This is a genomic window from Streptomyces sp. AV19, assembly GCF_015999245.1.
Taxonomy (GTDB): Bacteria; Actinomycetota; Actinomycetes; order Streptomycetales; family Streptomycetaceae; genus Streptomyces.
Genome location: NZ_JAEAMR010000001.1, coordinates 1 through 20145 on the forward strand (window position 1 = coordinate 1; position 20145 = coordinate 20145).

Genomic DNA, 20145 nt, shown 5'->3' on the forward strand with positions numbered 1-20145 from the left:
CTCCCCCTCCACCCCACCCACCCCACCACCCTCCAAATCACCACCACACCACCCGGACCCGACGGCAGGCGTGAACTCACCATCCACTCCTCCCGGGTGGAGGCCGAGCCCGGGGGCATGGTGGCGGAGGATTCCTGGGTCCGTCATGCCGTAGGGGTTCTGGCCGGGGAACCGCGGCGCGGTGGCGGGGGAGGCGACTGGGCAGCCGGGGCGTGGCCTCCTCAGGGGGCTGTGGCTGTGCCTTTGGAGGGTATGTACGAGAGGTTTGAGTCCGCCGGGTTTGCCTATGGCCCGGCTTTCCAGGGTTTGCGGGAGGTGTGGCGGCGAGGGGAGGAGACCTTTGCCGAGGTCTGCTTGGAGGAAGAGGCACTGGGCAAGGCGGAGCGCTTCGCCCTGCATCCTGCGTTGCTCGACGCGGCCGTTCAGGCGGTACCGCTGGTCGGTTCCACCATGCCGGACGAGACGGGGACAGGTGCGGAAAGCGGCCTGCCCTTCAGCTGGTCCGGCGTTTCCCTGTTCGCCGAGGGAGCGGTGATGCTCAGGGTCCGGCTCAGCCGTATGTCCCCCAATACCGTGTCCCTCCACATCGTGGACGCGGAAGCACAGCCGGTGGCTTCCGTCGAGTCGCTGGAGCTGCGGCCTGTTTTCATGGACGAGCTGCGCTCTGCGCTCGGTGACGAGGCGCATGAGTCGTTGTTCGAGGTGGTGTGGCAGCCGGCTGATGCCTTCGGGAGCGAGAACGCTCCAGGTTCTGCGCGCTCTTCAGGCTCTTCGCAGGTTTCGCGGCGTGGTCGTGAGTGGGTGGTTCTGGGCCCGGAGCCGGATGCGGTGCCAGTGCCTGCGGGCACGGTGGTGACGGCTTTCGCGGATGTGGGTGACCTGTTGGAGGCGGTGGCCTCCGGCGTGATGTCGGTGCCGGAGGTGGTGGTGGCTCCGTGTGGTGTGCTGGCGGGTGTGGAGGGGGCACCGTCGGAGGTGCTGGAGGGTGTGGCAGCGGAAGCGCTGGCGTTGTTGCAGGGCTGGCTGGCGAACGAGCGTGTCGCCGATAGCCGGCTTGTCGTCGTCACGCGGCAGGCGGTGGCTGTGGCGGCGGGTGATGATGTGGAGGATCTGGCGGGTGCGGCGGTCTGGGGGCTGGTGCGGTCCGCGCAGGTGGAGAGCCCCGGCCGGGTCTGTCTTGTCGATGTGGACGAGACGAACACTGCGGGGGGTGTGGCCGACGTCGGTGATCTGTATGCCTGGGATGCTGCCGCGGCGAGGATCGAGGCGGCTGTGTTCTGCGGCGAGCCCGAGCTGGCGCTGAGGGGCGATCAGGTGCTGGTACCTCGTCTGGTGCGGGTTCCCCGGTCCCCGGACGTGCCGGAGGGGACGGGCCTTGACGTGGGGGGCACGGTTTTGGTGACGGGGGGTACGGGTGCGCTGGGTTCCGTGGTGGCCAGGCACTTGGTCCGGTCCTACGGCGTCCGGCATCTGCTCCTGGCCGGGCGGCGGGGCCCGCAGGCCCCGGGTGCTGCCGAGCTGACCGAGGAACTGCTCGCGCTCGGGGCGGCCGAGGTGCGCATCGCCGCCTGTGATCTGGCCGACCGCGCGGACACAGCCCGGCTGCTGGAATCCGTGTCCCCCGAGCATCCGTTGACGGCGGTTTTCCATCTGGCCGGGGTGCTGGACGACGGCACGCTGCCTTCGCTGACACCGCAGCGTCTGGCCACGGCCCTGCGCCCGAAGGCCCTGGCGGCCCTGCATCTGCACGAACTCACCAGCGACGCCGACGCCTTCGGTGGTCGGGCGCTGGACACTTTTGTGACCTTCTCCTCGGTTGCGGGCACGATGGGCTCGGCCGGCCAGGCCAACTACGCCGCGGCGAACGCTGTCCTGGACGCCCTCGCCCATCACCGCCGCGCCTCGGGCCTGCAGGCGCTGTCCCTGGCATGGGGCCTGTGGGAGGAGCCGGGGGGCATGGCCGACCAGCTCCAGGAAACCGATCGCTCCCGCGTCGCACGCTCGGGAATCGCTGCGCTGACCACGCACGAGGCCTTGGCCCTGTTCGACGCGGCGTGGGACAGCGCCCGGTCAAACCCAGAACGTCTTGCGGCCATGGTGCCTGCACGGCTGGACACGGCCGCACTCCGGGCGGCGGACGTCGTGCCGCCGCTCTTCCAGAAGCTCATCCGCGTGACGAAGCGCCGCAGCGCACAGCGCACGGCAGACGCGAACGGCGGTGCCCTGCGCGCCCGTCTGGCCGGGAAGCCCGGCCCGGACCGCCTGAGAGTGCTTCTGTCACTGGTGCGCCAGCACGTCGCCACCACACTCGGACACGGCAGCGCCGACACCGTACGCGTGGACAGTTCCTTCCGGGACCTCGGATTCGACTCGCTGACGGCGGTCGAACTGCGCAACCGGCTCCAGAGCGCCACCGGTCTCCGGCTGCCCGCCGGCCTGATCTACGACCACCCCAACTCGGCCGCCCTCGCCGCCCACCTGCACAGTACGCTCGCCGGTGACCCGGAAAACCATGTCGTCCTGCCGGCCGTCACCATCCGGGAAAGCGACGAACCCGTCGCGATCATCGGCGCGACCTGCCGTTACCCCGGCGGGGTCCGCTCCCCCGAAGACCTGTGGCGGCTGGTCACCTCGTCACGGGACGCGACCGGGGACTTCCCCGACGACCGCGGCTGGGACACCGACAACCTCTACCACCCCGACCCCGACCGGCCCGGCACCTCCTACACCCGGCGAGGCGGCTTCCTCTACGACGCAGGCGACTTCGACCTGGGATTCTTCGGCATCAGCCCGCGCGAGGCCCTCGCCATGGACCCCCAGCAGCGGCTGCTTCTGGAGACGGCGTGGGAGGTCTTCGAGCGCGCCGGCATCGACCCCGCGTCCATGAAAGGAAGCCGCACCGGCGTGTTCGCCGGCGTCATGTACCACGACTACGCCAGCCGCCTCCCCGCCATCCCGGACGGCTTCGAGGGATACCTCGGCAACGGCAACGCCGGCAGCATCGCCTCAGGCCGCGTCGCCTACACCTTCGGCCTCGAGGGACCAGCCGTAACGGTCGACACCGCTTGCTCCTCCTCACTGGTCACTCTGCATCTGGCCTGCCAGGCCCTGCGGTCGGGCGGGGGCCCCCCCCCGGGCGGGGGCCCCGGCGGCGCCCCCCCGGGGGGGGGCGCGGGGGGCTACCCCCCCGCACCCCCGCGCGAAGCGCGGTGCCGGGCCCAGGGGGCGCAGCCCCCGGTCAACGCGGCGAAGCCGCGTTACAGGCCCGGGGCTTGCCCCGGGAGAAACGGTGAAATGGGGGTGCCCCCTCTGGGGGAGGGCCAGGGGCACCCTCCCGCGACAGCAACCACCCCCACACCCGCACCCACCCACCCACCCACCCACCCAGGAGCACCCATGCCCACCACAACCACCACCCTCCCCACCACCACCCACGACGTCACCGTCAACTACGACCTCACGGGTCCCCGTACAGCCGCGGCGGCACACACCCCCGCCGTCGTCCTCATCCACGGCACCGGCACCGACCGCACCCAATGGGCGCCCCTCACCGACACCCTCGCCGACCGCTTCACCGTCCTCGCCCCCGACCTCTCCGGCTCCGGCGGCACCACCGACCCCGGCGGTCCGCTCACCGTCGACGACCTCGCCCACGAGGTGCTCGCCGCAGCCGACCACGCCGGACTGGAGCGCTTCCACCTGGGCGGCCACTCGCTCGGCGCGACCGTGGCCGCCCACCTCGCGGGAACCCGGCCGGACCGGGTCCGTTCACTGGCGCTGCACGCGGCGTGGGCGTACACCGACACCCGGATGGCGGCCGAGTTCCGCCACTGGCTGGAGTTGCTCCGGACCGATGCCGAGCACGGGACGGACCTGTTCGCACGCATGCTGCCCCTGATGGCGTTCGGGCCCCGCTACTGGGAACGGACCGACGAGGCCGCCCACGAGGAGCTGCTCCGCGGCCTCGCCGGCCTCATATCGCCGACCGCGGCCGCCCGTCAGACCGAAATCGACCTCGGCGTCGACCTGCGCCCGGTCCTCGGCCGCATCACCGCGCCCACCCTCGTCCTGGCCAGCGCGCACGACCGGCTCATCGACGCCGGCCAGCAGGAGGCCCTGCTGGCCGGGATCGCGGACGCGCGGTACGCGGAGATCGACGCCGGGCACGGGGCGCCGGGGGAGGACCCGGAGGGGTTCGCGGCGAAGTTCGCGGCGTTCCTGGACGAGCGCGCGGCTGCGGACCGGCAGGAAGAGGAAGCGGCTCAGACCTCCAGCTCGGCCTCGATCCGCTTCAACTGATGGCGGGCCATCGCCAGATTGGCCCGCTGCGTGTCCAGCACGAGGTAGAGGAAGAGCCCGCTGCCGCCGCGCCCGGTGAGGAGCCGTATCAGGTGGTACTGCGTGCCGAGCGTGATGAGGATGTCCTCGATGCGGTCCTGGAGGCTGAGCATCTCCATGGCGCGCAACTTCGCCCGTACGACATCGGTGTTGGCGGCCGCGGCGACGTTGAGGTCGATGCTCTGCGATCCGCCGAGGGTGCCCAGGGCCATGCCGCTGCCGTAGTCGACGAGCGCGACGCCGATGGCTCCCTCGATCGAGCTCATCGCTTCCTTGAGCGCCATTTCGGTGTTGGACATGGGAATGCCTGCTTTCGGTGTGGGTGACAGGGGAGGGGGGAGAGGCGAACGGGCCCTAGACCTGAGGCCGGTGCTGCATCGCGCCGTCGATCACCGCGGCGAGCCGGGGACAGGCCCGGCGGGCCTCCAGATTGAGGCGGCCGACGTTCGCGTCGGCGGTGGCCAGCAGCGTCAGCACGCTGGAGGCCCCGGCCGCGTACGTGGCGACGTACCCGAACTCGCCGCTGACCAGCAGTTCGCGGAAGCCTCCGTGGCCCACGGCCTCCGTCAGGCGGGCCCCCACGCCCAGGGCCGCGGCGGTCAGCGCGGCCATCCCGTCGGGCTCCGCGTTCTTCGCGAGCAAATGGGCAATCACCAGCCCGTCCGTGCTCGCGACCATGGCACCGGTCAAATACGGTACCCGGACCCGTAACTCCTGCAATTCCGTGAGCACTTCCGGCGGTGCGGCGGTCATCGACTGTCTCCTTACGGCGAACTGCCTCAAGGCGCGCCTCATCATGGGATCGGCGGATTCGGGCGGGTGCGCGGCACGGTCACACAATCCTCTCCAGCGCGCTGGTGATTACCAATGGCGTGTCCGTTGCGACGGAAGGTAATCGAAAAGAGCGCTGGGGTGGGAGGGTTTCGGCATTTTCTCTCGGCACATGTACATGGCGGTGCGAAGTGTGAACGGCCGGAAAGAGACGTTTGGTTCAGCGGCCCGCAGCGTGAAGCCCGGTGATTTCCATTCCGCGCTGCCGGTTTCTCACAGCTGGTCGCTCACAGCGGCCCGGCGCCCTTGAACGCGCGGTGGATCGGCGAGGTGCTGGTGCCGAGGATGCCGGGCAGCGCGGCGACGGGACCGGTGAGGTAGTGGTAGAACGCCCCGGCGTCGTGCGCGGTGATGCCGGCGTAGACGTTGAAGTCCCCGGTCGTGGCCGCCGCGAAGGACACCTCGGGGTGGGCGGCGAGCGCCGCGCCCGCCGCCTCGATCTCGGACGGCTCGATGTTCAGCCACAGCGCGGCGCGGAAGTTCCGCTGCAGGACGCGCAGGTCGTAGTCCAGGTCGAAGTAGAGCACCCCCGCCTCCCGCAGCTCCGTCATCCGGCGCCGGACCGTGGTCGGTGACCAGCCCGTGGCCGCGGCCAGTTCGCCGGCCGCCGCGCGGCCGTCCCGTGCCAGCAGGTCCAGCAGCCGGCCGTCCGCCTCGTCGAGCGGATACGCCGGGGCCGGGGCCGGGTCGCTGAGCAGGCTGTCCGGCGCGTTCGCGGGCCTGAGCGCGGCGACCTGCTCCGCCGTCAGCGGGCCCGACTTGGTGAGCAGACTGAGGTCCTGCCCGAAGAAGACGTGCAGCAGACAGTGCGCGCTCACGTCCACGACCCGCGGCGTCTTCGGCAGCTTCTCCAGCAGCAGGGCGTCCCCGCCGCTGCCGGCCCTGGGGCGCACGAGACAGCTGATCTCCGTACCACCCGAGGTGAGGCTGACCCACGTGGTGTCCGCCCGCCGGGCCAGCGCCTCGCCGATCGCCACCGCGGCGTTCGGCGCGCAGCGCACCCGGACGAACCACGGCACCTCGCCCAGCCGCAGCGGATCCGTCAGACCCACCACCCGCAGCGAACCCGCGGACCGCAGGCGGGCGTAGCGGCGCGCCACGGTCTGGTCGGACACCCCCAGCACCTCGGCGATCCGGCGGAACGGCGCCCGGCCGTCGATCTGCAGCGCATGGGCGAGCAGCTGGTCCTGCTCCGAGTCGAGGACGGGCAGCACGGCCCGCTTGCTGTCGAGATTCACCGTTCCACGGTACGAGATGTCGAATTCGGCCGCGGAAGCCCCACTGGCTGTGGTGTGCTCCCCTCCACCACGGAAGCTTCTCGCCGTGGGTCGGCGCGGCACCGAGGCGCCCCCGGAACGATGGGAGAACTTCGCAATGCGTAAATGGTGGCCCTTGGTGGCGGTCTGCCTGGGGGCCTTCATCCTCCTGGTGGACGTCACGATCGTGAACGTCGCCCTGCCGAGCATGGCCGACGACCTCCACGCCTCGTTCTCGTCCCTCCAGTGGGTCGTCGACGCCTACGCCCTCTCGCTGGCCGCCCTGCTGCTGGCGGCCGGCTCGGCGGCCGACCTCTTCGGACACCGCAGGCTCTACGTCCTGGGCCTGGCCGCCTTCGCCCTCGCCTCCCTCGCCTGCGGACTGGCGCCCGACGCCGGGGTGCTGGTGGCCGCGCGGGCCGTGCAGGGAGCAGGCGGCGCGGCGATGTTCGCCACGTCCGCCGCGCTGCTCGGCGCCATGTACCACGGCCGCGACCGGGGCACCGCGTTCGGCATCTGGGGAGCCGTCAACGGCGCCGCCGCGGCCGCCGGGCCCGCCCTCGGCGGACTGCTCACCGAACACATCGGCTGGCAGGCGATCTTCCTGGTCAACCTGCCCGTCGCCGCCGCCGCGATCTGGATCGCCCTGCGCGTCATCCGCGCCGACCGGACCGCGCCGGCCACGGGCCGCGGCCGGCTGGACGCGACCGGCGCCGTCACCTTCACCCTCGCCGCCGCGGCCGTCACCTACGCGCTGATCCGCAGCACCGAGGACGGCTGGACATCGGCCACCGTCCTGGCCTCCTTCGCCGTGGCCGCGGCCGCCCTCCTCGCCTTCGTCCTCGCCGAGACCCGCCTCGCCCGACGCGGCGGCGTGCCCCTGCTCGACCTCGCCCTGCTGCGCCGGCCCTCCTTCGCCGGACTCATGGGCGGCGCACTGCTCTTCCAGGGCGGCGCCTTCGGCTGCCTCGTCCTCGTCTCCCTCTGGCTCCAGTCCGTCCTCGGACTCGGCCCGGTCGACGGCGGCGTCGCCCTGATGCCGATGGCCGCCCTCTCCTTCCTCGTCGCCGCCCTCGCCGGCCGCCACGTCCAGCGGACCGCGCCGCGCCTGCCGATCGGCGCCGGCATGCTCCTGGTCGCCGCCGGCATGTACCTGCTGTACGACGGGATGTCCGCCGGGGCCGACCGCTCGTCCCTCGTCGCGGGCCTGGCGGTGGCCGGCGCGGGCGTCGGCCTGGCCACGCCGGTGCTGGTCTCGGCGGCGACGGGCAGCGTCCCGCCGCAACGGATGGGCATGGCGGCCGGAGCCGTCAACACCTTCCGCCAGCTCGGGATGACGCTGTTCATCGCGGTCCTGGGCGCGGTGTTCACGCACACGGCCCGGAAGCAACTGGCCGGCGCGGTCCCGGACACGCACGAGGCCGCGTCCGCTCTGGCCGGCGGCCAGGCCCAACGCCTCGTCGCCGCCGCGCCGGAAGCGCGACGCGCGGCGACGGAGGACCTGGTCCACCGGGCGTTCGCGGCGGGCCTGCAGGACGTCTTCCTGTGGTCGGCGGTGGGGGCGGTGCTGGTGCTGGCCCTGGTGCGGCCGGGGCGGGAAGCGGGGCCGTCTGCGACGGGGGCGGCTCGGGAGGAGCCGGTGGCAGTGGATGCGTGATGGTGGCGGCCGGGGGCCTTTTGAGGTGCCCCGGTCCCTCCCCCGGAGGGGACGCCCCCCACGCACCCGATCGCGTGACACGCACCCCCACCCCGGTGGTGCACCCGCTCCCACCCACCCCCATCTGCCACCGTCACCCCCGTGCTCACCGTGCTGTTCGCCGTCCTGGCCGCCCTGAGCAACGCCTCCGCCGTCGTCCTGCAGCGCGCCGCCGCCCGGCGCGTTCCGCGGGCGGACGCGTTCAGCCTGCGGCTGGTGCGCGACCTGCTGCGGCACCCCGTGTGGTTCGCCGGGATCGCGGCCGTGATCTGCGCGGCGGTGTTCCAGGGGCTCGCCCTGTCGGAGGGGTCGCTGGCCCTCGTGCAACCGATCTTCGTCAGCGAGCTGCCGTTCGCGCTCGTGCTCGGCTGCCTGGCCTTCCGGCGACGGCTGCCGGCGTACGCGTGGGCGGCCGTCGCCATGGTCGCCGTCGGGCTCGCCCTCGCGCTGGCGGCCGCCGCCCCCGTCGGCGGGCACCAGCGGGTGAGCACCGAGCGCTGGCTGCCCGCCCTCGCGGCCTCGCTCGCCGCGATGGCCCTGTGCGTCGGGGCGGCGCTCCCGCGCCCCCGCGGCAAGGCCCGCGCCGCCCTCTTCGGCGCCGCCGCGGCGATCGGGTACGCGCTGACCGCCGCGCTGATGAAGGACGCCACCGGCGCCTTCGCCCGGCACGGCGCCGGCGCGTTCTTCACCAGCTGGCAGACCTACGGCTTCGCCGCCGCCGGGGCGGTCTCGCTCTTCCTGCTCTCCAACGCGATGGAGTCCGGCCCCCTCGTGGCCTCGCAGCCCGCCCTCACCCTGGGGGACGCGCTCGTCAGCCTCACCCTGGGGCTGCTGGTCTACGAGGAGCGGGTGCGGACCGGACCCTGGATCCCCCTGGAGGGCGTCGGGGTCGTGCTGATCACCGTCGGGGTGCTGATCCTGCCCCGGGTCGAACCGGGGTCCCCGGCCGAGGACCCCGGCCCGCCCGTCACTTCCTGACGGCCCGCAGGATCACGAACTTCGGATCGCCCGCCACGACCTCGCAATGACCGAACAGCTTGCGCAGCTTGACGTGGTACCCCAGATGCCGGTTGCCGACGACCCACAGCTCCCCGCCCGGGCGCAGCGCCCGGCGCGCGCCGGTGAACATCCGCGACGCCGTGGTGTCGGTGGTCGCCTGGTGGGAGTGGAACGGCGGGTTGTTCAGGACCAGGTCCACCGACCCGGCCGGTACGGAGGACAGCCCGTCGCCCACGACGAACTCCGCCGCCCGCCCCGTCCCCGCGTTCGCCCGGAACGTCGCCTCCGCCGAGGCCACGGCCTGGTGCGACTCGTCGACGAACACCACGTCCGCGTCGGGGTTCGCCAGCGCGGCGGCCGTGCCCAGCACGCCGTTGCCGCAGCCGAGGTCCACCACGCGCTCGGCACCCCGGCTCCGGGGGAGGTGGTGCAGGAAGAAGCGGGTGCCGATGTCGAGGCGGTCCGCGCAGAAGACGCCCGCGTGGTTGACCACGGTCAGCCCGGCCGCCGGGCCCGCGTCGTCGCCCAGGACGTACTCCAGCGGCCAGGGGTTCGGCCCGCGTCCGAGGTCCGGATCGGGGGAACAGAAGATCAACCGGGCCTTCTTGACGGCCAGCGAGGTCCGGGTCGGCCCCAGGATCCGTTCGAAGAGCTTCAGCGTCGAGGTGTGGATCTCGGTGACCTTGCCGGTGCCGACGACCACGGTGCCGGCGTGGACGCCCGGCGCCAGCCGCAGCAGCTGGTCCTCCAGCAGCGCGAGGCTCTTGGGCACGCGGACGAGCAGCACGTCGATCCGCTCCGGCGGGGTGTCCCGCGTGGACAGCAGCCGCACCGCCTCCGGCACGGCGCCGCTCCGGGCCAGGTTGGCCCGCGTCGCCTGCTGGGCCAGGAACGAGTCGGTGATCTGCACCGGCCGGTGCGCGGCGAGGGCGGTGGTCAGGGCACCCCACCGGTCGCCCACGACGACCACGGAGCCGCCGAGGTCCGCCCGCGCCACCGGCGCGCCGTCGGCCGCGGTGACGGGGTCCGCGAGGTGCCGCAGGAGGTACTCGTCGGCGGCGTCCCAGGGCAGGAGCCGGTCGCGGGGATCCTCGGGGAAGCGGGTGAGGTCGAACTCACCCATGGGGGTGGAAAAGCGCTTCATCGTGGGACTCAGGCTAACGGAGCGGTGCGGCGGCCCGCGCCCCGGATGGAGCGAGGGCTGATTGAATGCCCCGCATGCACCTGATGTTCGTCGGCGACTCCATGACCATCGGCAGCACCGGTGACCTCACCTGGCGCTACCGCATGTGGCAGCACCTCGCCACCTCCTACGGCGGCCCCTTCCGCATCGTCGGCCCCCGCGACACCCTCCACGACGTCGCCGCCGACGCCGCCGTCTCCCTCGACTACGGGGACCCGGACTTCCCCGAGCGCGCCCGGGCGCACCTCGCCGGCTGGGGGGAGGGCTGGTGCCACATGGCGCCGGTCATCGAGGACGCCGTCCGCGCCCACCGGGCCGACACCCTCCTGGTCTCCCTCGGCCTGATCGACCTGGGCTTCTACACCGACGCCGCGCGGACCGCCGAGAACGTCCGCCGTTTCGTCGCCGGGGCCCGCGCCGCGAACCCCCGTGTACGGGCCGTCCTCCTGCCCGTCATCCACAACGTCCGGGCCCGCGACGAGCCGGATTTCGCGGCCGAGTGCGACCGCTTCAACGACCTGCTGGCCAAGGCCGTCGCCGACCTCGACACCCCCCGCTCGCCCCTGCTCCTCGCCTCGGTCCCGCCGGACTGGGACATGGACCGCGACACCTACGACGGCACGCACCCCAACGCCCGGGGTGAGCATCGCCTCGCCGCGGCGTTCGCGGACGCGATGTATCAGGCGTGGGAGGTGGGGGCGCCGTACGGGGCACGGGTCCGGTGAGCCGTGGGCGACCCACCGGACCGGCCCTACCGCCGCCCGGCTACTGGGGGCACGTGTCGCCGCACTGACAGGAGCGTCCTTCCTGGCAGCCGCACGAGCAACCGGGGCCGCAGTTACAGCTCGCGCCGGGCGCCTCCACGGCGACAGGGAACGTCAACTGCGTGTATCTCGGCATGGGTTGATCCTCCTCCTGGCCGGCTTGCCGCCGACACTCGGTGATCTCCGTTGAGAACGAGGCCAGTGTGCAGTCGGCGGCACCGGACTCGCTGCACGGTTTCCGGTCATGTGAGCACGGTTTTCGCACAAGGGGCGGTGGTCGTCCGGCGGTAATTCCCGGGCAATGGCGGTGACAAGTCCCCTACGGTGCCGGGATGGTGACTGTGCGAGCAATGGCGGAGGCCGACGTCGTGGCCGTGTCGGAGATACGGGTGACCGGCTGGAAGACCGCTTATGCCGGGATCGTGCCCCAGTCCTGTCTCGATGCCATGACGGTCGAAGCGGATGCCCGGCAGCGCCGGCGGCACTTCACGAGGCCGAAGCAGGACGGGACCGACCTGGTGGCGGTCGACGCCCACGGGCGCGTCGTGGGGTGGGCCTGCCTCGGGCCCTTCCGCGGCACCGGGACACCTGCCGCCGCAGGTGAGCTTTACGCTCTCTACGTCCGTCCCGCACTCATCGGATCCGGAATCGGCCGCAGGCTTCTCGAAGCAGCGCACATCCATGCCCTGGCCCGTGGTTTCGGCCTGATGCTGCTGTGGGTCCTCAAGGACAACGCCGCGGCACGCGCTTTCTACGAGCGAGCCGGCTATGCCGATGACGGTGCGATCCGGGCCGAGGAATACGACGGGATGCCCGTCTCCGAAGTCCGGTACCGGCGCACCTTGCAGGCGCGGCACCCGGCACCGCCGTGGTGGACGGTGCCGGGTGCCGCGGTGGGTCAGACGGCCGTCCGCCGGTCGATGACCGTGCGCAACTTGCCGCTGGCCGCAGCGCGTTCGAAGCCGTCCCGGCCGACCGCGTCGACGCGCAGGTCGAGCAGGTGTTCCTCGATGACGGCCGCGCGGAGCTCCGCGTAGTGGGCGAGGAACGCCGCGGCGGCCTCGTCCGTGTCCACGCCGTTCATGCGCAGGACGATCCGTTCCCGTGCGGCCGCCGGCTCGACGAGCATCTGCAGCTCGCCGCGGTAGCCGAGGTGTTCCTCGGCGAGGCGGGCGAACCGGCGGTAGTTGAGGAAGTAGGTGCCGGTGCGGATCACGTCGCCGGTGCGGCCGAGCAGCTCGAAGCGCGGCGTGGTCCGGCCGCAGGCGCACGCTCCCTCCACCCAGCGGCCCAAGTCCCCCTGTTCGTAACGGAAGATGGCGGGGGAGCTGCGGGTGTGCGGGGTGAAGACGATCCGTCCGGTCGCGCCCGGGGCTGCCGGAGCGTCGGTGTCGATGCCGAGGATCTCCAGGGTGAACAGGTCGTTGAAGAGGTGGTACACGGAACCTTCGGCGTGCTCGCACTGGTGGCCCATGGTGCCCAGGTCGCTGCCGCCGTAGGCGAAGCCGCGGATCACCTCGATGCCGAACTCCTCGGCGAGATGGCGGCGTTGTTCGGCACCGAAGTGCTCCCCGCCGTAGAAGACCTTCCGGATGCCGCCGTAGGCGCGCAGGGTGTCACCCGCGTGCTGGAACAACTGCCTGACGTACGAGGGCATGGCGAGGATCGTGTTCGCGCGGTGCCGGATCAGGACGGCCGCGTCGCGCTCGTAGTCCGTGCTCCCGGCGACCGGCAGCTGGGTCGCGCCGATCTCCTCCAGGAGGCCGTTGCCGTACAGGAAGCTGCCGTACATGCCGCCGGCGAACAGCAGGTTGGCCACGCGGTCGGTGCGCACGTCGAACCCGGCGGCGACCAGGCCCTCGCCGCCGCGCCGCAGCTGGGTCGTCCAGTCGGCGTAGGAGTGCACGGCCAGGGCCGGGCTGCCGCTGCTGCCGCCGCTGCAGATGTGCAGCTGCTGCTTGTCGGCCGGGACGTCCGGGTTGAGCCGCTGGACGTCGGCCTTGGTCATGACCGGCCGGTCGGCGGAGGGCCGCTGCCAGGCCGCGGGCCCTGCCGCGGCGCGCGGGTGCAGGTCGTCCAGGCGGGCGTCGTGCGCGAAGCGCTCGTCCAGGCGGACGCTGACGCGGCGGCTGTAGCGCTGCAGCGGGTAGAGGCCGTCGTGCGGCTCGCCCGGGTAGCTGTCCAGCATCGAGCCGACCGGGGTGACGCGCAGTACGCCCGCGGTGAACAGCCGCTCGGCCAGCTCGGGCACGTCGGTGCGGGCGGCGGCCAGCCCGGCGGTCTGCAGATAGCGGCGCATCGGCCGCAGCGTCGCGGTCAGCCGCTCGCGCGGCAGCGGCTTGACCCACACCGTGCGGTACAGCGGCGAGGCGCGCAGGGCGGAACGGTGGTCGACCAGGATGCGCCAGGCGTCGCCGGTGGTTCCGTACGTCCTCGTGAGGCCCAGATGTTCCTCGCTGCGGGCGACCAGGAGCGTGGTGGTGATCTCCGCCTGTTCGGCTACACCGGGCAGCGCGGCCGGGAAGCCGGCGCCGCGCCGGTCCAGGGCGGTGCCCAACCGCTCGGCGAATGCCGTCAGTCGCGTGCGGTCGTCGGTGTCGAGATAGACCACCTGGGGGCTGGAACAGGCCTGCTGGTCCAGGCGGCAGACGCTGTCCGCGACGCCGTCGAGCACCTCCTCGTCGGCCCAGGCGTCGGCGGTCAGATAGGCGAAGGAGATGCGGTGGCCCCAGGTAATCAGACGGCAACCCGCCGGCACGTGCCCGGAGACGCCGCTGACGGCCTCCTCGCCGCCCCAGACGGCCACCGCGTCCGCCGGGGCGCACATCAGGCCGAGCCAGTCGGTACGGGCCGAGGAGAAGCGCAGCACGATCAGCCGGGAGGCGATCGTCCCGTCCGGGTCCTGCTCGCCCAGCGCCTCGAGGATCAGATGGGTGAACAGCGAGCCGCCGCCACTGGTCTTGAGCACGTTGACATTGCCGGCGAGCAGGCCCTCGACCGCGCTGAAGACACCGACGACGGGGTCGTTGCCGGCGGTGACGTGCGCCAGCAGGCCCACCGGCGCCCAGGACTCGAACACCGGGGCGCGGAAGTCGGCGCGCCGCAGGCTCTCCGGGTCGGTGCCGCCCAGCTCCACGGCGAGCTTGCGCTCCAGGCCGTCGCGGCTGAGGAACTCGGCTATTTCCAGGAGGCTCTGACGGGCCGACGCCTCGTCCGTGCCGTCCTCGACGAGATGCGTGAACAGACGGTGGTGGACCTCGCTGTCCGCGTCGGACAGGAGGCGGGAGAGCCGGTCGCAGGCGGCGACGACCTGGCGGGCCGGCAGCGGCCGCGCCAACTCCTCGCCGGCCAGGGCGGGCAGCTCGGTCAGCAGCTTCTCCGCCTCGGTCCCGTCGACCCAACGCCCCTGCCACAGATGGTTCTTCGCCGCGGCCATCACACGGCCCCCTTCATGAGTTCGGCAGCGGCGACGGCGCAGCTGCGGTTGGTGCTGGTGCCTGCCCGGCCGTGGATCTCGAACCAGTCGGTCTCCAGGCCGCATCCGCACGCGGAGCCGGGGTGGACGGAGACCAGGTCCCCCATGAGCACGCTGTGCACGGGCACGGAGGTCATGAACGGCGAGACGCAGTGCAGAAAGCCCTGTTCGCCGTAGGGCAGCGGGTCGAGCGTGGCCACGTGCCGGGCGAAGATCCGCGACCAGACCGGGGCGTGGAGACGGTGCCGGGCGCATTCGGCGTAGGTGACGCCGTGCTCGACGGCGCCGTAGCTGTCGCGCACCCGCTCGGCGGGGATGCCCAGTTGCTCCTCGATCCGCTCGTACAGCTCCGCCTTGCCGATCCGGCGGCCCGCGTGGCCCTTCCAGCCGCCGCCGAGGTAGACGAAGGAATCCGGGCGCAGCCGGAGCGGCGGAACGCCCAGGGCGCGCATCCGCTCCAGGGTGAACCACAGGAACGAGGGGAAGCCCAGCAGGCGGACCGGCAGGTCCTGCTCCGCGTAGCGCACGAGGGTCTCGACGCAGCCGAAGGGGTCGAAGACGTGCTCGTCGCCGACCGCGCGCAGCGCGTAGGCCCGCTCGTTGACCGGGGCCATGTCGCACAGGAAGTTGTCGGTGAAGGCGGTGCCGAGCTTGAGGCCGTCGGCGGGCTGGTAGCTGTAGAGCAGGTAGTTGGCGGGCTGGTCGGGGGTGACGAAGCCGTAGTGGTCCAGGACGAAGGCGGCCATGCGCATCACCGAGCCGATCGACCAGGTGTCGAAGAACATCTGCGACTTCTGGCCGGTGGTGCCCGACGAGGTGAAGTGCGCCGCGATGTCCTCGTCGGGGATCGACTTCACCACGTGCGACTTGAAGAAGTTGGCGTGGGTCAGCGGGAGTCGGGCCGCGTCGGCGGCGGTGCGCAGTACGGGCTCGCCGTGGGCGCGCCAGACGCCGCCGTAGAAGTCGGAACGCTCGGCGTGCCAGGTGTTGACCTCGGTGAGGGCCTTGACGAACAGGGCGTCGATGTCGGGGCCGGCCGCGTACGGGGTACGGAGGTCGCCCAGCTGTTGCAGATGCGGCAGGCGCTCGGCGTCGGGCACCGGCAACGGGGCGAAGTACTTCTCGTGCGGGGCCAGTTCATGCGGAGGTGTGGTCATCGCGGGGGCTCCGTGGTGAAGGTGTCGAGGTAGGTCGCGGTCCAGGACCGGCTGTACTGCTCCACGTAGGGCATGAACGCGGCGTCGGCGTCCAGGGCGCGGAAGTCCGGGCGGCCGGAGGCGTACGACAGGAGTACGTGGTCGTGCCACACGCCGTCGTCGTGCCGCATCGCCGGATAGAGGGCGCTGGGGACGAAGCCGTGCGCCAGGCAGTGCTCCAGGCGCTCGTGGTCGGCCAGGGGCAGCAGCGTCTCGACGTACGCGGCGCCGTGCCCGGCCATGGCGTGCACGATGTCGCCGAGCGCCTCGCCCAGCGGGGCGGTGGAGGCGGCGGGGGCGGCTGAGGGGACGACGTCGAGCAGGGTGCCGCAGCCCCCTTCCCGGTCGATCACTCCGTAGGCCTCGAACCGGCCGTCCTCCGGGGTGAGCAGCACGTTGGGCGGGCTCAGCGGCAGCGACGGCACCCCGCCGCGCGCCTGGCGCGCGTAACGGCGCCGGACGAAGCCCGTCGCCTGGATCACCTCGATCGGCTCCGCCTCCGGCCGCAGGCACAGCCGCGGCGGTGCCGGGCGCGGCCGCACACCGGCGAAGCCGGGGAGACCCGCGGCGCGGGACGCCGCCTCCAGCAACGGCACGATCTGCTCGGGCACTTCGCGAACCGGCGCGCGCCGGGCCAGGACCCCGTCCCGGTGCCGGATCACCAGCGCCAGCGTCTCCCGGCCGCGCAGCTCGACCGCGCCCGGCAGCAGCCCCAGCGGCCGGAAGCCGTGCCGCATGAGGGCCCGCTGCGGCACCGGGGAGACGCAACGGGCGGTGGCGTACACCGAGTCCATCGTCCCGTCGGGGCCGAAGGCCTCCTCGCACAGGTCGGACAGCAGCGCCCGGGCGATGCCCGTACCCGCGTGGCCGGGGTGCACGGCGAGCCCCTCGACCTTGCCGACCCGCGCGGCCACGTCACCGCGCAGCACCGCCGAGCCGATGACGTCGCCGCTCTCCGCGTGCCGGGCGACCAGCCACCGCACGCCGGGCGCTTGGAGCGCGGCCGTCATCGCGGCCGGGTCGGTGCCCAGGCGCAGCGGATAGGAAGGGCCGTACACGGCGAAGTACAGCTGCCGGAGCGCGGCCACGTCGCGGGTGCCGGCGGTATCGATCAGGACCGGGCCGCCGTGGCCGGTGGCCCGTGATAGCAACCGAGTCACCGGATTCCCCCGATTCCTCCCCGGCGGAGCGGGGCGGGGAAAGCCGAATCGCTGCCGGGGTAATTCGGTGTCAACCACTCGCACGGGTGCGGGTCCCCATGGGGATCAATTGGACTCAACTGTCCTACCTCCCTGGTAGGTTGGCGTTCATGGCGGCAGAACCGAAGACGGAGGAGTCGGGGCGTGCCCAGTACACCTACCGGCTTCGCGTCTCGGCCGGCGCCCGCACCGCTCTGGAGACGGAGTGGGCGCGCTGCCGGTGGGTGTGGAATGAGTGTGTGGCCAAGTCCAGGCAGGTCCATGCCGAGGCCAAGGCCACCGGCGGGAAGCAGACGTGCGGCCCTGCTCAGCTCGACAGAATGTTGACCGGGGCCCGGCGCGTGACGCCGTGGCTCGCGGAAGGCGCCTCGGTGCCGCAGCAGCAGGTCGTACGTGACTTCGCCACGTCGCGGGCGAAGGCGCTCAAGGACATCAAGGACCGTCTTCCGATGCACCGGCGGGCCGGGATGCCTCAGTGGAAGCGCAAGCGCGACAGCCGCCCGAGTCTTAACTACACCCGGCGCGGCTTCCGCCTGAAAGACGGCCGCCTGTGCCTGGCGGGCGGGATCGTGCTGACCGTGGTCTGGTCGCGCGACCTGCCCGCCGACCCGTCGAGCGTGCGCGTATACCGGGACAGCCTCGGCCACTGGTACGCGTCGTTCGTCGTCCCCGCCCAGACCGAGCCCCTGCCCGCTACTGGGCGTGCGATCGGTGTGGACTGGGGCGTTCGCGAGACGGCTACCACCACGTCCGACGCGTACGATCTCCCGTACGCCGAGCATGGGAAGAAGGCCGCGAAGCGTCTCGCGCACTATCAGCGGCAGATGGCCCGACGCCGCGCCCCGAAGGGCAAGACTCAGACGCGGGGCTACCGCAGGGCCAAGGCCCAGGCAGCCAGGCTGCAGAAGAAGGTGGCGCGGCAGCGTCAGGACACCGCCCGCAAGTGGGCGAAGTCCGTGATTCGTGATCATGACGCCGTCGCCGTGGAGGACTTCCGGCCGAAGTTCCTCGCCCGGACCACCATGGCCCGCAAGGCCGCCGACGCCGCCATCGCGGCGACCAAGGCGGCCCTGCTCGAGATGGGCCGCAAACACGCGCGGGACGTCCGTCTCGTGCACCCCGCGCACACCACGATGGACTGCGCTTCGTGCGGAGCGAGAACCAAGCACGCACTTCCTCTTGCGATGAGAACGTATGCCTGCACCGTGTGCGGAGCCGTGTCCCCCAGGGACAAGAACTCCGCCCGCGTGATGCTGGTCCGGGCTGGTCTGGCCCCGGACGGTGTCGAGGGCGCAAGACCACCTGAGCCGTCGGCTCAGGTGGCTGCCTGAGCCGTGAATCCTCTCGGAACCGCTGAACCGGAATCCTCCGATTTCAGCCAGGGGAGCAGTCAAAGGAACTCCGTTCATCGAAGTCATGCCTCGAAGAAGTCACGCCTTGGGGAAGAAGACCGAATCCGGCGGCGGCCGTGATGGGCCGGTGCGCGGAGGCGGCGCGCAGCGGTCGTCCCCGGCTTCAGCCGGCCTCGGACCGGGCGGGCGAAGCCGCCGAGGATCGGGCGCGGGCGAAGAGGAGCGCGGCGACCGGCAGCAGGCCCACGGCCTGCGTCAGGCACAGGGTCCGGGCCGACACCACGTCGCCGATCAGGCCGAAGGCCAGGGCGGCCAGCGGGAAGCTCGCCCCCAGCAGCGCGAGCATCGCGGCGAAGAAGGCCGGCCTGGCCGCGGCCGGAACGCTGCGCTGGAACAGTGCCACGAACACCACGTTCGTGGCCCCGACGGCCCAACCCGCGACGATCAGGCACACCACGAACAGCTCGCGGTCGGCGACGAGTCCGGGCAGGACGAGGGCGGCCCCGAACAGGGCGATACAGGCGGCGCCGATATGACCCGGGTGCCCCGGCAGACGATGGCCGGTGAAGATGCCGAGCAGCATGCCCAGCCAGAGGGAGCCCTCCAGCAGGCCCAAGGTGAGGGCCGGGGCGTCCAGGACGTTCTTGGTGTACAGCGGCAGGACCAGGAAGGTCGCGTTGATGAAGAAGTTGGCAGCGGCGAAGCAGATCAAGGCCAGGCGGATGAAGGGAAGTTCGGCCAGGAGCCGCCAGGTACGGGCCAGGCCCCCTGAGGCCTCGTCGTCGTCCGTCCCGGGGAGCGGCGAGAAACGGGCCCGGGTCACCAGCACGGCCGCGCCGAGGTAGGCCAGCGCCCCGGCCGCCGCCACGCCCGCCAGGCCGACGAGTTCGACGAGCGCGGCGCCGAGCAGCGCACCCGCCATGCCCACCAGGGAGAACGTCGACTGCTCGAAGGCGGTGGCGTCCTCGATGTCCGCGTCGTCGACCAACTCCGGTACGGCCTTGGACAGACACGGGTCGAACAGCGCCTGGCAGGCGGCCAGCCCCAGCATCACCGGGTAGACGGCGAGCGTCGGTACGTCCGCCGAGGCGGCGTAGGCGGCGATCGCGGCGGCCAGCACGGCCGCGGCGGCCACCGACGACCGCAGCACGCCGCGACTGGGGTGCCGGGCGATGGCGCGGGCGATCAACGGGGCGCACAGCACGGGCGGCAGCGCCGCGCAGGCCAGCAGAATGCCGGACGCCAGACCGCGTTCGCCGGCCGTGACCTCGCCGAGAATCCACCACATGACGCCCATCTGGTACATGCGTGTGGCGCTCTGGCTCAGCAGCTGCGCACCCCACACCCGGGCGAAATCGTGGTTGCGCATCAACAACGGGCGACGCCGGTTCGGAACTCCGGCGTCTTCGGGTGAACTGCTTTCGGGGTCAACGGGCTGAATACCCGTATCCGCAGCGTTCACCGGAGGGATCGTTCCCTTGCTATTCATCTTCCGCCAACCGGAATGAGGGCGCCCCCACAGGCGCCGAGTGAGATGGAGAGAATGAGGAATGTGGCCGCAGTCTCGTGCGATTCGTGGTTCCGGGAGGGGAACTCTCGTCATTCCTCACAGGGGGAACGGGAAAACGTGGGGGCGTCGGCGATGACACCGGCCCTGAGGGGCGCGGCCAAGAAGGCCGGGCAGCTCCCGTGCAGGGGAGAAGGAGGGGAAGACGCGCGGAGGAGTCTGCGCGGGGAAGGGGAGTTGTGACGGGGGAATGCTATGAGGTCCGATAGCGGGTGGACGGACATATGGCCTTGCCTAAGGGTTGTCCCGTAAATGATCTACGAGTTGGTGGGTGACGAGTCGGCCTGGG

The 20145-nt window shown here is 72.1% G+C and carries 13 protein-coding genes and 1 pseudogene; 6 read left to right on the forward strand and 8 right to left on the reverse strand.

The features are described from left to right. Positions 1-117 precede the first annotated feature (117 nt). Positions 118-4299 (forward strand): alpha/beta fold hydrolase, encoded by a 4182-nt coding sequence (locus tag I5Q34_RS00005; protein WP_374192936.1) that lies wholly within the window; start codon positions 118-120, stop codon positions 4297-4299. Here the strand turns inward: I5Q34_RS00005 and I5Q34_RS00010 are convergent. From I5Q34_RS00010 to I5Q34_RS00020, 3 genes are all read right to left on the reverse strand, one after another. After that, complete coding sequence (locus I5Q34_RS00010) at positions 4263-4637, reverse strand: hypothetical protein (RefSeq protein WP_199889966.1); 375 nt, start codon at positions 4635-4637, stop codon at positions 4263-4265. The genes I5Q34_RS00005 and I5Q34_RS00010 overlap by 37 nt on opposite strands. Before the next feature lie 55 nt (positions 4638-4692). Then, positions 4693-5091, reverse strand: coding sequence for a roadblock/LC7 domain-containing protein (locus I5Q34_RS00015; RefSeq protein ID WP_277965710.1), 399 nt, complete (start codon positions 5089-5091; stop codon positions 4693-4695). A 305-nt stretch (positions 5092-5396) separates the two neighbouring features. After that, positions 5397-6407 (reverse strand): Lrp/AsnC family transcriptional regulator, encoded by a 1011-nt coding sequence (locus I5Q34_RS00020; RefSeq protein WP_277965709.1) that lies wholly within the window; start codon positions 6405-6407, stop codon positions 5397-5399. 136 nt (positions 6408-6543) lie between these two features. On the opposite strand from I5Q34_RS00020, the gene I5Q34_RS00025 reads away from it, so the two are divergent. Together I5Q34_RS00025 and I5Q34_RS00030 are read left to right on the forward strand one after the other, a co-directional pair. After that, positions 6544-8082, forward strand: coding sequence for an MFS transporter (locus I5Q34_RS00025; protein WP_199889968.1), 1539 nt, complete (start codon positions 6544-6546; stop codon positions 8080-8082). A 141-nt stretch (positions 8083-8223) separates the two neighbouring features. Next, complete coding sequence (locus I5Q34_RS00030) at positions 8224-9099, forward strand: DMT family transporter (RefSeq protein WP_199889969.1); 876 nt, start codon at positions 8224-8226, stop codon at positions 9097-9099. Here the strand turns inward: I5Q34_RS00030 and I5Q34_RS00035 are convergent. Further along, positions 9089-10264: a methyltransferase gene (locus I5Q34_RS00035; RefSeq protein ID WP_199889970.1), complete on the reverse strand. Its 1176-nt coding sequence runs from the start codon at positions 10262-10264 to the stop codon at positions 9089-9091. The genes I5Q34_RS00030 and I5Q34_RS00035 overlap by 11 nt on opposite strands. A 74-nt stretch (positions 10265-10338) precedes the next feature. Here I5Q34_RS00035 and I5Q34_RS00040 point away from each other — a divergent pair, with 74 nt between their 5' ends. After that, positions 10339-11028 (forward strand): GDSL-type esterase/lipase family protein, encoded by a 690-nt coding sequence (locus tag I5Q34_RS00040; protein WP_234428217.1) that lies wholly within the window; start codon positions 10339-10341, stop codon positions 11026-11028. A 485-nt stretch (positions 11029-11513) separates the two neighbouring features. After that, a pseudogene (locus I5Q34_RS35695) lies at positions 11514-11798 on the forward strand (N-acetyltransferase family protein); the annotation flags it as partial. Between the two features lie 167 nt (positions 11799-11965). On the opposite strand, the gene I5Q34_RS00050 reads toward I5Q34_RS35695, so the two are convergent. Genes I5Q34_RS00050 through I5Q34_RS00060 form a run of 3 tightly spaced genes read right to left on the reverse strand, consistent with a single transcriptional unit; the run spans position 11966 to position 16889 of the window. Further along, positions 11966-14503: an acyl-CoA reductase gene (locus tag I5Q34_RS00050; protein ID WP_199889971.1), complete on the reverse strand. Its 2538-nt coding sequence runs from the start codon at positions 14501-14503 to the stop codon at positions 11966-11968. Then, positions 14503-15699 (reverse strand): acyl-protein synthase, encoded by a 1197-nt coding sequence (locus tag I5Q34_RS00055; protein WP_199889972.1) that lies wholly within the window; start codon positions 15697-15699, stop codon positions 14503-14505. The genes I5Q34_RS00050 and I5Q34_RS00055 overlap by 1 nt, the downstream gene beginning before the upstream one ends. Next, positions 15696-16889 (reverse strand): GNAT family N-acetyltransferase, encoded by a 1194-nt coding sequence (locus I5Q34_RS00060; RefSeq protein WP_234428218.1) that lies wholly within the window; start codon positions 16887-16889, stop codon positions 15696-15698. The genes I5Q34_RS00055 and I5Q34_RS00060 overlap by 4 nt, the downstream gene beginning before the upstream one ends. 158 nt (positions 16890-17047) lie before the next feature. Here I5Q34_RS00060 and I5Q34_RS00065 point away from each other — a divergent pair, with 158 nt between their 5' ends. Next, the gene (locus I5Q34_RS00065; protein ID WP_199889973.1) at positions 17048-18268 is read left to right on the forward strand and encodes an RNA-guided endonuclease TnpB family protein; all 1221 of its coding nucleotides are present in this window, start codon (positions 17048-17050) and stop codon (positions 18266-18268) included. A 184-nt stretch (positions 18269-18452) separates the two neighbouring features. Here I5Q34_RS00065 and I5Q34_RS00070 read toward each other — a convergent pair whose 3' ends face one another. Next, a complete protein-coding gene (locus tag I5Q34_RS00070; RefSeq protein ID WP_199889974.1) occupies positions 18453-19658 on the reverse strand; it encodes an MFS transporter in 1206 nt (401 codons plus the stop codon). Positions 19659-20145 lie beyond the last annotated feature (487 nt).